Source organism: Psychrobacter sp. ANT_H3, from assembly GCF_027919975.1.
GTDB classification, from domain to species: Bacteria; Pseudomonadota; Gammaproteobacteria; order Pseudomonadales; family Moraxellaceae; genus Psychrobacter; species Psychrobacter maritimus.
In genome coordinates this window covers 298,807-310,513 of sequence record NZ_JAQISM010000004.1, presented here as the reverse complement: position 1 = coordinate 310,513, position 11,707 = coordinate 298,807, and the positions used below count along the sequence as shown (strand labels likewise).

Sequence of the window (11,707 nt, the reverse complement as noted above, 5' to 3'; positions counted from 1 at the left end):
GTTCTTTAGCGACTTGCCAACTATAAGAGCAAGCAAGTCTGTATCTAAAAAATCGGCTTTAAAGTCTAAGCTAGAACTGCTGGCGAATGGTAATCACTTGATCGCCACGCTGCACTTCTATTTGTGCTTCACCGGCTTGCTTTACTTGCTGTAAGACGCTGGCATCTTGCCCAGGATTACTGCCCACGCTTTGACCATTAACGGTCAGTACCTTATCACCAGGTTCCAGCCCTAACCGATTACGCAATTTAGCCGGCATAGCGGCTGTGACCTGATAGCTCTCACCTGACGCCATGACGCCCATTCGACTTAAATAACTGGCGGGATTGGATTGTAATTCGGTAACGGCTTCATCAATTGCTGACTTTGGCTCGCCCTCGCTGCTTGCTTCCCCATTTGGCGCCGTATCAGGATTAACTTGGTCTGGTGATGATAGGTTAGGTGATGATAGGTTAGGCGAGTTAGGCAACATAGCATTCTCTGGCAAACGCTGATTACTCACCGCACCTGCCAGCATAGCGCTTTGGTCGAGTGGCATAGCTTCTGCCATTCTGATGACAGTTTCTTTATCATAAGCATCAGCGATAATGACTTCATTCCAATCGACAGCAACCAGCGTATAGTCACTGTCTTTTAAAGTGTCACCGATACGGTAATTTTTCACTTCACCATTGACATCCAATAGGGCCGAAGACAGACTTTCCGGTATCGCAATAAGTACGCCTTTTAGCCCAATATTAGGCGGCGGTTGTACTGCGGCAGCGATAGGATCAGGGTCAGCAAAAATGGCAAACAAGCCACTATAGTCGGTATTTGAGTTCGCTGTATTCTGTAAAGGCGCAAGCGGTAACGCGGGCGCTAATGGAGCAGCTAGCAGCAGCCACAGTAACCGCGCTGCTGTCCAACACAACCAAATAATGGCCAATAATAACAACCACGCTGAAAAGCGATTGAGCGTATTGATAAGAGGTTTTATTCGGCTAGAGATATCGGTAGCATTCATCATCTAGCGCGCCCCCAAGCCATTGAGCAGCGGCTGCCGAACACTAACCACAGGCGTATCTTGCGGTGCTTGTCCTTTATATTCCGGCATATTTTCTAGTAGACGCTGGGTTAAGCTGACATCTAACATATTATCGCCATCGATATACAGATCGCCCAAGCGCTTATCTTGATTGTTTACCAGATTGATATGCAGCAGATTTTTATTGTTCTTTTGCTCGGCACTGAGCTCAGCACGCAGCGCTGGCATGGTGATATAAAAAACCTTACCGCCGCTAGGGTAGCCGATTTCACCGCCAACCCAAGTCAGCTGACCACTTGCCTCACTAAAGCCGGCCGCCTTGGTAGCTGAGCCACTATTATTTGAACCATTAGCTGAATTACTTGCTGCGGTATTTGCGGCAGACTGACGTTTTAAAGAGACGTTATTGACCTGAATCGGCGCATTAGGCAACTGCCAATCGACCACACTCGCCAAAGTTTCAGGGGCAATTTTACCGCTCATGTTTTGAACTTGCCATGAGCTGGTGCCTACTTTAACCTGACCATTTAAACGGGTTTGCTCTGAGCTGATATCAACTTCAGCCCCTAGTTTACCTAATAATAAATGCCACGGCTGCCACGACCATTCAGCGGCGCCTGTAAGCGGTGTTGCTGACACGGGCAGCTGCCAAATCGCTGAGCCTTGCCATAAGTTGCCCGACACATGTTGCACATACGGCGTGTCTGGGGCGTATTTTTCAAGTAGCCATGCCGCTGGCATTTGCAAGACGGCAAATAGCGCAAATAGGATAAAGCCAAATAGCCACCAGAGCTTGCGGGGACGCTTGTAAGACGATATGGATACTTGAGGCACAGTTACCTAACTCTTATATAAGACAAAAACGTCATTATCATAGCAAACAATGGCATACAGATGACAGAAAAAAAGCCAGTATCTTTGCACCAAAATACTGGCGCTAAAGATACTGGCTTTTATCTATCCACTTGCTTATTAAGCAATCATTATCAATGACGCATGAAAGCAAAATAAAATCAGACATTCATAAAGGCGTTTAACTGATTAAATAGCAAAATCTTCCAATTTACGACCTGCGGCTAGGGCGTCTACCAACCAAGTTGGTTTGCGACCACGACCGGTCCAGGTTTCTTCGTTATTAGTGGTATTGCGATACTTAATGCTACGTTTTTTCTCAAGTTTCTCGCCCGCTTGTAGAATCTCTTCAATGCTGGCTTCACTTTCTTCAGCAATTTTTTCAAACTGCATATAAGCATCATATAAACGCTGATGTTGTTTTTGGGCAATAAGTTGCTGGGCATTTTCGGTAATGGCGCGTAGCTCATCAACGTTAAGGTTATTTAAATCAATCACGTTATTTTTGCTCATCATAATCTCCACTTTTATATCAAGGTTATAAATCAAATAGCATGAATGCTAATGACTTATGAATAATAAAAATCGTAAGTAGCAGTAATATAAACAAAAATATAATCCATCACAAGTATTGATTGGTATTCAATGATAAAGGGCTACTCATAAATGTCATTAAAGCAAAAACGGTTTTAAACGATAGTTGGTTTTATATTAGTATTTATAATGTTGTTTATATTTTTAATTATCAACATTTACAAAAGCCAATAGCATAAAAAAAGAGCCTGTATTCACAGGCTCTTCGTTTTTTAATCAACATTCTTTATTCATGTGTATTCCTCAAAATGGTTATGTATACCTATTACAAACTCACCCTAGATATTTCTCACTGATAGTCTTCATTATTATATACATAGAACTATAGTTATAAAATAAGAGGTAATAATGTAAAGAATAACGTAAAGAATATATCAAGTTTGTACCAAATACTTTACATTTCTAGCTACTTTTAAGAAGTCCGCTAAGAACTTCTACGGTACATTTGGCTGCAAATAAACAAGCTAGTCTATGATAGTTATCACCCTTCGACTCGCTACCATCATCAACAACACATTTACAACTAAAATATTTTGGCTTCAAAGGTGACATTCGTGCTGACTCATATAGAGCGAAAGTTTCCATTTCAAACGAATGTACTTTTCTATGTGTATCTTCAACTGATTTAATAATCTCACTATCTGCTATTACAGTGCTTCCACTAGAAGTTATCTCAAGTTTAATTTTTGGTTTAATATACTGGTCATGATATTCATCTCTCTCAAAGCTAACCCCTTGAGTCAATGTACTCTCTATTTCTTGATTATCTATAATTTTGCTATTAATGAATGTTTTAACGTCAGGGTCTAATTGCACTTGGTAAACTTCCGAAACTAGTTTGCCATTAGTCCATTTCCCCGCATCATGCTGATAGGAGGTATCAGATATAATTAAATCATATATGTTAGCTCCACTGGATTTTAGCCCAGCACATATACCACTCATACAAATCACTTTAGGCTTAAAGTACTCTAATGCTTTAGTAGTTACAATTGATGCAACAACTAAACCCATCCTTGGACATGTAACAATCAAACCATTAAAATTAGCAACCTTTACTTTTCTACATTCTAGTCCCATGATATTTTCACTAGGTGAAATATTAGACAATACTTGCTCAAAAGCCTTTGCTTCTTTCTGAAGAGCACATACTATGACAAAATCGTAAATTTCTTGAGGTTTGCTCGACTTCAAATTCTTAAGTAACAGAGACTTCCATTGGCCATTATCAGAATAATGACCAATCTGTAACCCAACGACACTTAGGTCATCTACACATTTATGGGCAGCCTGAGGGTACTTAGTTAAAGCTAGGACTGGTGTTTCGATGTTAATACACTCATCATCACGAATCCTCAGTATTAACATTTCTGTTAAATCAGTAGGGGGCTCACTTTGAAATGAAGGAACCATCAAGTCTATGATAATTAAGTCATACTTGTGTCTTTCAACAAGGGGAGAAAAATCAAATTGATTAGTTACAGTAGTAATCTCTACTTCATTGTCGAAAATCTGAATCTCAGATATGATCTCCGCTAATTTTTCAGGATTGTCTTCAAGGATTAAAATTTTCATAAATTGATATATTGTCCATTAATTTCTTTCGCCATGAATTCTCACCCTCGTCGTAAAGGATACAATCTAGAACTTCACACTCTAGCAATTCATGAATGTATTTTTTAGCAGTGTTGATAGAGTAGTTGTTATCACAGATCTCAATTTCATGAAACTGAGTTATAATAATGCAGTCATCTTCTCTTTCAAGACTACTTAACTCAAGTATCACCTCTAAACCACCAGTTAATAGAGACATAGGGCTACCTCCGCCTGGCACTGTAGCATGACTAGGAATTGCCATATCTATTAGGATTAAATCGAATAAATGTGAATCAACCGCTTCAATAGCATCTTTAAGGTTTGTAGCTGGCATAACTTCTGAATTCGATAAATACTGATGAATAAATGCAGTTAAACTGTCAAGTTTGTGAATATCATCTTCTACAATCAAAACTTTAAACATAATGAGCTACCTTACATAACCTTATATGAGATAACAACTTCAACCTTAGCTTCTTTACATACAATCTTTTCGATACTAAAATTAGTATCAGTTTTTTCAAGATGATGTAGTTTTAAGATCCCACTTCTACCTTCATATAATTGTGCATTATTAATATCAGCATCATTTGAGATTTTCAGAACTTTGTTAATATAACTCTCATCTTGATAGTCATAAATATCAGAAGATATAGAGATAAAGAGTCTTTTAACCTCACTATTGAAACCTATACTAATATTTAACTCTTTACTTGAATCACCGTGCTTAGCTGCATTAAATATAATTACATATAGTGCATCATAAATCACATGATAAGCACCACCGAATAGTACAAACTTGCTTACTAGCTGTTGGTCGTTATACTTTAAATTCCCAAACGATTCTTTGACTTCTTCAATAACTGCTTTTATCAGTAAAACAACATCAGCTCTTGGAGCCACACTCTGTGGTCTCTTGAACCATTCAAACACTGTAGTAAAACTTTCTCTAACTTTTATCCGTAATTCCTTAAAAAATGAATCTAAATATTTTTGATTATATGCACTCTTAGGAGCAACTGTAAAATTGAGCACCTCAGTTTGAGTTGTATTCAAAAACTGATTTACGCTTTTAAGATCAACCTCAATCAATCTCCAGCAATACTCAATCAGGAGATTGTTTAACTGAACATTTGAGCCATTGACAAAAAAAGCATTCATTAAGCTTTGTATACAAGCTTTAGCTATTATTTGTTTCTCATGATTATTTATATCTGGCTTAATAATGCCTTTAGGATTCGTGTCTGACTCAACATGTAAGTAGGTTGTTGTAATAGTATTTATTAGGACATCATATTCATTCTTCCACTTCTCCCAAATAACATTAAATCCTTGATTATTAAAACTATAACTCTTTTCCATAGATGATGTTATGTTGTTAAACATTGTTCCTCTAAAAGTACCATGTCTAATTCTTCTACCTAAATAAGATGATATGCCATAGATATTATTACTACAAAACTCTTTATAAACCTTTTCTACTAGAAAATATAACTGTGGCGAATCATAATACTCAGTCAATCCAGTTTTCTCAATATTACTCAAAACAGATGTGAATTCGCGTATCATTTCTTCAGAAATCCAGTCATTAAACCTTTGAGCATCAACATAAATTCTATTGTCATGGAGCTCATTTCTAATTTTATTTATTTGATGATCAATAAGCAAAGTTCTAGCTCTTTCAAAGTAAGCTTTATCATCTGTATTTTTCCACATCCATCTATGTAGTTTTGCTCTAGTTTCAGTTATTAAAACAGTGTCTTTAATAATATGTGTAAGTTTAGCAATGAAATCTACAGTACATATCTCGTATGTAAAATACGCTACTGCATTTGATTTCTTTGACTGATGGTCAATAAAATTTATTAGATCACCATTAAACTCTTCAATCACTACTTTCTCTAAAAATTTTCTTAGTCTGTGATTATCAAGCTCGCTTCTGCTTTGTTTATGAATTAGCAAATAATAAATAACTTTAGATTCTAGATCATCTGAGCGTGTTGCCATTTTCCTCAATGACTGGTAATTAATTGACCTAGGTAACTCTCTTGTATTTCCCATAATCCAGTAAAGAGTGTCTTGCTTAAAGTCAACCTCCCCATCAGTTAGAGCAATACGATAGTTAAAAATAGCTGACCTAGTAACCGCTCCCTTATTTATTAAATATTTCAGACCACTATCTGAATCTTTTTCCACAATACTAGGATTTAGTAAGCTTAGTAAATCATAATCGCTAATTATTTCCGTTAAATAATTTGATAGCTTGTTTATATTCGAATTTAAATCCAGATAGTTAGAATTAGGATTGTCTACAAATAAGTCTTGTAGGACTCTGTAACTTCCAACTCCGTTAATTTCATACCAAGCGCTTGATTGTTTAGAGAAGATATCTTCTATATCATCTCCATCATCTCCATATATACTTAGATAAAATCTGGCTAAATCATCAATATCAATACTATTGTCACTCAATAAACCTATAATTTTACTTAGATAGTAAAACTTATCATATTCATAAATATTCTTATTACATTTCAAAAAAATCAATCCATCAATAAGGGATGACTGAAGATTATATTTTAGGAAAATATCTTCATTACTTTTGTCATTGCTATATTTTTTATAAAGAAAAGGTATTCTAATAATAGTATTTAAATAACATTCAAAATCAGAAATATTCATTACTGATTTTTTGAGATTAAAATAACTTAATTCTACATCGTAACACTGTTGAAGCGAGCTTAATATTTGATTTTTTCCACTGTTATTATAAAACTCTATTTCAGAATCTATAAACAATAAATCTATATTTGTAATTTTACTAAGCTCATTTAATAGCACCATTTTTCTTAGTAAGAAATGACTATAACCATAATTATCGATAATTCCCTTAATTATATTTTCGGATTCAATGTATTCCTTCTTTAAAATGCAGTTATTTAATTCCGATATCAGCATTAATAGATCAGTTAGTTTTTCTAAATTCTTTTTTACCGTTAGATTCAATATACTTAAATGTTTATCGACGGAAATAGATTCAAGAAAAAATTCATCATGTAATATTTTAGGCTCTTTGGGAAATAAATCAGGCAATATATGCTCTTTCTTACTTAATAATATAACTTCTTCAATGTCTGATATTTCATCTGGTTTTTTTAACTTTCTCAGTTTATTTACTGTTTTATATTTTTTTTCAACCTCGCCAAAAAGCATAGGTCTAAGATAACTTCTTATACCCTTATCAAGCTTTTTGTACTTACCAATAAATTCTTTATCTACTAGCAAGCTATTACCAGTGGACTCTAGGATAACTTCTTTACTGATGTGGTTGTTCATTATAGTTAGCTTAATAGTTGCAGTTTAATTTATAAATGATAAATTAGTTTATTTATCTTTGGACGTTTGGCACTATAGTTGATTGATTTGAAGATAGATCTAAACTTATCTAGAGTATAGATCTATTTATATAGTAATTTCACCATATACTAGATCTCTTGCAAAAGTACCAGCTCATTGACTTTCACTGATGGAGTTACAAGAGCTAGCAATGACCTATGCAAGAGTTATACTATACTGAATTTTTCAGTGTAAAGAACATATCAGTAAAAATATTCTGAAGTTAACGCTTCTGATTATCTGAACGCTCTCGATCAATTTTTGGCATAGAAGCATTTAGCTTACTTTCTGTCATCCCATGTTTATATGCATTGTACTGCCACAAAACAAACATTTGCTTGTATTGACGATTTTGCTCTTTGAGTTCTATAATTTCAGACTCTAAGTTAGCAATCCGTGAAGCTGCTGCATTTAAACTAGCAGGTCGAGGCTTATTAGGCACTTTTTCTTTAATAGTATCTTTTTTAGACTGATAGGCAGCTGTAATAGCCTCGTGAGCGTTTAAAGATTGTCTTGTAGGTGTCTTACCTACAAGCGTGGCTGCTTGCTCGCAAATCGCAGCCCACGTGATTTTAGGTTGATCCCAACCACGGATTAAGCTTACAACAGCGTCTATGTCTCTCTTACTCAGATGTTTAGCCAAAACCGCCTCCAAGTATATCTGTCAAACACTCTAAAATTGATGCTTCATTAGATACATCTTCGTTTTCAGCAACCATACTTATAGATTTCTTCTCAGCAACTCGACGCAATTGACTAAAATCATTACCACGAAGCTTTACTTGTGCCCCATCTATAATATTCGGGTTCTCTAAAATGTAAATTAGGTCACGAAGTCTGGTTGCTGTTTTTATATGATGATTTAGCCATCTATCAGCACCCATATCACCTTCTTTAACTGCTTGCTCAGCTTTAGTCAGTATTGTTTCAATTTTATCGAGGCGTTCTTTCATACGAGCCAATTTAGTTGCATCGCCCTTAATACATACTTGCTCAGTGCAGTTGATACAATCTCTAAATTTTTCGCATGGACTCATCGTGAAGTCGTGTACACAAAACCCATACTCAGTAACATGTGCAGCAGCTTGCTCCAAAGTATTGAAATCTTGAGTAGTGGCTGGTAAATGCTTTTCTACCTCACCTACAGGGCCAAACAGTGCTTTTGATGGATCTATTCTCTCTGCCATTGTAACCATTTCATATTCAGTCATATGGTTATAAGTGCGGTTCTGTCTTACGTCAGCTCTACCAGACCATTTAGCTATTTCAAGGTTGGATAAACCACCACGCTGTGCAATAGTATTGAGCAGGTGGCGAGCTTGATGCGAGGTAACTTTTAATCTTTCACCATCGCTATCAAAATAACCATACCTATCAAATATATTTTTATGTTTATCTCCCAAAGCTAGACGAGTACCGATATCATTGTTAAAGAAGTTCGTATCAGGCTTTTTAAGTTCAGTAGGTAAACATGGTCTATTACCATGAAATTGATTAGCATTTAGCACAAATAGTGCATTCGAGAACTTAATACCTTTATTTTCATCAAACCATGGAAAGCTATCAGGCAGACGTCCTTTTACGTGTTGCCATAGACTATTTAAAGTATTCATATAATCATGATGATCAAGACCTCTGCTATTCAAACTAGAATAACAGATATCTTTTGTGTGATTAGCTAGCCCTAATGCTTGACAAGCTTGCTCCATCGTAAGTGGCTTATCTTCGGCTACATTCGGACAGTCTTCATGCCTATAAAATCTATTAGGATTATCCTCAATCCATTTAGCTAGCTTACGAGCTTCAAAGGATATATCTTTAGCTCTATCAACGGCGATTTTAGCTACTTCCACCATGACGGTAGGTATCCATTTAATATCTCCTTCATAGCCTTTGCCAGCGAAGAATCGCCATCCATAGCGCTCTACACCTTCACTATCTTTTTCAAATACTTCACAATCTACTGGTAATGCCATTACCTCAGCAATTCGAGAGGGTGCAGACATTAACATTGCAAATATTGATGTTGTGAAAATATCTCGCTCTTCCGCGGGATTACTAGCGAATATCTCGGCTAATGCGTTAAGAGCTGTTTCGTTAGGTAACTTTTTTTCTCTATTTTTTTTTGCTTCTTTACCCGTTCTTGTAGTGTCTGTTGGACGAGTAATAGGATTACGCCATTCTTTTAAATTTGTATTAATGAGATGATTATCAGTTACAAATTTAGCCAACCTTTCAACTTCTCTTCCACAGGCATAAGCAGCACTATCACTGTAATAGCCTCTTGCCAATGAAACTGCTTCATCTAGGCAAGTAAGAGATAATCCTGTTATAGATGCGTCACCATTCACTTGAATAAGCGCTGCTTCTAATACTCGAAGCGCTTTAAGCTCATTCTTAGTTCCAGTAGGCTTATGACCTTGTTGATAGCGAAAGTATGCCTTAGCAAACTCCACAAAGCTCTTATCCATCAGCTCTTCTTTTTTTGGCTTACGTGTTGTAACGCCAAGCTTTGAAAATACCGCCACTTTCGGCCATACGTAAGCAATCCAATCCAAATCATCGCCGAATACTGTTAAGTCTTCACGACATTTAGTTATAAAATTTTCTAGGTTAACAGCGGCTGTTAATTCTGCTCTAGACTTGAACTGAAAAACATTATTAGGCATGATCAATTCCTTGCTGTTCATTAAGTTCAGAACGACGCTTCTCACAGCGAATTATGACGTCAGCTACAGCAACGATGCTTCTATCTAATATTGCTGCTATTTCTATATCACCAGTGATATCTTTGACTCGTTCTCGCTCTTTTAGTAAGTCCTGATACACTTCTTTATGAGGGCCATCAAGCCAAGGTTGAAAGTGAATACACGTATAGCAAGGTATAGGAACGTTTGCACCGCAAAACCCATGCTCACCGCATGTCCCTATATTAGAACCTTCTTCAGTACGAATTCGACTGCTAAAATCGTCACCACGCTCAGCATCTTTTTCCGAATCAACTAATACACCTGCAAAGGCTTGAGCATAAGGCGCTAATTGGAAACCAACTGCCTCGTCTAAGCGCTGTACATGCTCAGGGATGTTCTTAATATATACGCCAGAATTTTGCGTATCACTGTGGTCTAGTAGCTCTGCTATGACTAACTCACCGAACCCTTCACGCGCAGCTCTAGTACCTGTGGTGTATCTGAATCTACGAGCGTTAATAAACAAATCCTCACCCGTTCTTTCTGACCTAATTTCTGAGGCACCTACAACAAACTTTAGGGTCTCAGTCACTTTAGCCGATGTGATATGTAATTTATCACTTGTTAACAAGGCTTTAAACTCAAAAAGCGAATCCACTTGTTCCATCCTACGGTAGTCGGGGAACAAGGGTACTTCCTGACAATCGTGTTCATTTAACTTAACACCAAGACTATCTTCTACGATCGAGATAGCATTTTTTACTTGAGCTGAAAGAATAGCCCACAACTCTTGTGTTACAGCAAAATGTTTAAACTGAGTCCTAAATCCTTCGCCATGCTTTGCCCTAGGTACATTTAATAAATAGAAGGGTTCACCTCTTTTATTTGTACCATATAGAACGTCTATTACCCTTAAATGAGATATTTGGATTGGACGGCGGCCAGTATTACTAGTAACAAGTGAGATAGTGAACTCGTCTAGTGTAATCAAGTTTCGTTCAAATGCAGTAACTGCACCTTCATTAAAAGCCTGTAATTCATTATCACTTAATGGGCCTTCGTGAGGATCTTTACGCTTAACAGCGTCTCCTTTTATATTACCTTCGATAGTCCAACTATCAAGTAGTCGAATTATCTCTTCATCAACGCCATCAAAACCAAGCTCATACCACCTTCTTAAGAAACCCCGAATCGTGCCTAAATACCATGCGTGAGAATTACTTAATGAAGCTCTATAATTAATTAGCATTATATCGTTAATTGTAGAAGAACCTGTGCTTCTAATCATATGATTAAATCTAGCAGCTATATTATAAGTATGACTAGCTGATAAGTTAGATGCATAATAAGCTAATACATGAACAAAACTATTCAGAGTGTGCTTATCTAAATTTTTGTGAAAAAAGCTTAGGTTAATAGTACTATTTTTATCTAAAACCCACTCACTATCCCAAATATGAAAATAATACCCTTTCGTCTTTGCACGTATTTTCTTATTTTGTTTAGGTAGTTCTTCTTCAGCATTCTCAATAAAACTGATGGCTAAGTTCTTCAT

At 36.4% G+C, this 11,707-nt stretch carries 9 protein-coding genes; all 9 read right to left on the bottom strand.

Going from position 1 to position 11,707, the window contains the following annotated elements:
• Positions 1–70 precede the first annotated feature (70 nt).
• The 9 genes from PG901_RS04125 to PG901_RS04085 all read right to left on the bottom strand — a co-directional run bounded on the left by PG901_RS04125 (position 71) and on the right by PG901_RS04085 (position 11,707).
• The gene (locus PG901_RS04125) at positions 71–1,006 is read right to left on the bottom strand and encodes a type II secretion system protein N (protein ID WP_271133604.1); all 936 of its coding nucleotides are present in this window, start codon (positions 1,004–1,006) and stop codon (positions 71–73) included.
• Positions 1,007–1,858, bottom strand: a complete 852-nt coding sequence (gspN, locus tag PG901_RS04120; RefSeq protein WP_271133603.1) for a type II secretion system protein N — start codon at positions 1,856–1,858, stop codon at positions 1,007–1,009.
• 207 nt (positions 1,859–2,065) lie between these two features.
• A complete protein-coding gene (locus PG901_RS04115; protein WP_201619743.1) occupies positions 2,066–2,389 on the bottom strand; it encodes an H-NS histone family protein in 324 nt (107 codons plus the stop codon).
• 483 nt (positions 2,390–2,872) lie between these two features.
• Positions 2,873–4,045 carry a phosphorylase family protein gene (locus tag PG901_RS04110; RefSeq protein ID WP_271133602.1) on the bottom strand — a complete coding sequence of 391 codons (1,173 nt, stop codon included), beginning with the start codon at positions 4,043–4,045 and terminating at the stop codon, positions 2,873–2,875.
• Positions 4,026–4,490 (bottom strand): response regulator, encoded by a 465-nt coding sequence (locus PG901_RS04105; protein WP_271133601.1) that lies wholly within the window; start codon positions 4,488–4,490, stop codon positions 4,026–4,028. The genes PG901_RS04110 and PG901_RS04105 overlap by 20 nt, the downstream gene beginning before the upstream one ends.
• 11 nt (positions 4,491–4,501) lie before the next feature.
• The gene (locus PG901_RS04100) at positions 4,502–7,402 is read right to left on the bottom strand and encodes a hypothetical protein (protein WP_271133600.1); all 2,901 of its coding nucleotides are present in this window, start codon (positions 7,400–7,402) and stop codon (positions 4,502–4,504) included.
• A 283-nt stretch (positions 7,403–7,685) separates the two neighbouring features.
• Positions 7,686–8,105: a hypothetical protein gene (locus tag PG901_RS04095; protein ID WP_271133599.1), complete on the bottom strand. Its 420-nt coding sequence runs from the start codon at positions 8,103–8,105 to the stop codon at positions 7,686–7,688.
• On the bottom strand, positions 8,098–10,131 hold the full coding sequence (locus PG901_RS04090) for a hypothetical protein (protein WP_271133598.1): 2,034 nt from the start codon (positions 10,129–10,131) through the stop codon (positions 8,098–8,100). The genes PG901_RS04095 and PG901_RS04090 overlap by 8 nt, the downstream gene beginning before the upstream one ends.
• The gene (locus PG901_RS04085) at positions 10,124–11,707 is read right to left on the bottom strand and encodes a site-specific integrase (protein WP_271133597.1); all 1,584 of its coding nucleotides are present in this window, start codon (positions 11,705–11,707) and stop codon (positions 10,124–10,126) included. Before PG901_RS04085 ends, PG901_RS04090 begins: the two co-directional genes overlap by 8 nt.

Bases quoted from the DNA above. Each gene is read 5' to 3' on its own strand.
- PG901_RS04125 (WP_271133604.1), bottom strand. From the start codon at position 1,006: ATGATGAATGCTACCGATATCTCTAGCCGAATAAAACCTCTTATCAAT.
- PG901_RS04115 (WP_201619743.1), bottom strand. From the start codon at position 2,389: ATGAGCAAAAATAACGTGATTGATTTAAATAACCTTAACGTTGATGAG.
- PG901_RS04085 (WP_271133597.1), bottom strand. From the start codon at position 11,707: ATGAAGAACTTAGCCATCAGTTTTATTGAGAATGCTGAAGAAGAACTA.
- PG901_RS04100 (WP_271133600.1), bottom strand. From the start codon at position 7,402: ATGAACAACCACATCAGTAAAGAAGTTATCCTAGAGTCCACTGGTAAT.
- PG901_RS04110 (WP_271133602.1), bottom strand. From the start codon at position 4,045: ATGAAAATTTTAATCCTTGAAGACAATCCTGAAAAATTAGCGGAGATC.
- PG901_RS04105 (WP_271133601.1), bottom strand. From the start codon at position 4,490: ATGTTTAAAGTTTTGATTGTAGAAGATGATATTCACAAACTTGACAGT.
- PG901_RS04090 (WP_271133598.1), bottom strand. From the start codon at position 10,131: ATGCCTAATAATGTTTTTCAGTTCAAGTCTAGAGCAGAATTAACAGCC.